3 tRNA genes are annotated in these 727 nt (G+C 64.8%); all 3 read right to left on the reverse strand.

From position 1 onward, the window contains the following. Positions 1–304: 304 nt before the first annotated feature. Positions 305–378: transfer RNA gene (locus tag C1J00_RS43875), tRNA-Phe, on the reverse strand. Between the two features lie 24 nt (positions 379–402). After that, a tRNA-Asp gene (locus C1J00_RS43880) sits at positions 403–477 on the reverse strand. A gap of 35 nt (positions 478–512) precedes the next feature. Continuing rightward, positions 513–585: transfer RNA gene (locus C1J00_RS43885), tRNA-Glu, on the reverse strand. Between the last annotated feature and the right edge of the window lie 142 nt (positions 586–727).

A 727-nucleotide genomic window follows, 5' to 3' on the forward strand; every position in this document is an offset into this window, starting at 1 on the left:
CGTGGGCTGGGAGATGGGTATAAGAGCCAGGGGCGGGGGCGGGGTGCGTAGACATACGGGATCCAGGATCTCATCCCGCCGAATTTGATGGCTAACCCTTTTGTCGTGACCCGTAACAGCCCCGGCCGGAGGACCGAGCAGGCCGGTACCGGCCCGGTCGGTACCAGGCGGGTACTGGCGCCGCACGCAGGGCTGTCGGCACGCTGCCCGAGCGACCGGAGTGGCGTCGGGTGCGGTGGGGGAAACGAAAGAGTCCCTCCCCGAATGCTTCGGGGAGGGACTCAAGCCCTGGTGAGGGCTGCTGTGGCTGGGGCCGGGGTCGAACCGGCGACCTTCCGATTTTCAGTCGGACGCTCGTACCAACTGAGCTACCCAGCCACGAGGTTTCACGTGAAACCTCAGCGGTCCTGACGGGATTTGAACCCGCGGCCTCCACCTTGACAGGGTGGCGAGCACTCCAAACTGCTCCACAGGACCAAGCTTCGTACGACAGTGTCGCACAGGGTGGTGCGTGCCCCCAACGGGATTCGAACCCGTGCTACCGCCTTGAAAGGGCGGCGTCCTAGGCCGCTAGACGATGAGGGCTATCGGCCCGCCTGGGCGCTTCTCAGCGCGTCGGGGACGTGAGAAGCATATGGGATGGCGGGAGCTATCGCCAAAACGGTTTAGGGGGAGGGCGACGGCTGTCTCTTATACACAACTGACGCTGCCGACGAACCCTAGGGTG

Origin of the sequence: Streptomyces cahuitamycinicus (assembly GCF_002891435.1) — a bacterium.
GTDB classification, from domain to species: Bacteria; Actinomycetota; Actinomycetes; order Streptomycetales; family Streptomycetaceae; genus Streptomyces; species Streptomyces cahuitamycinicus.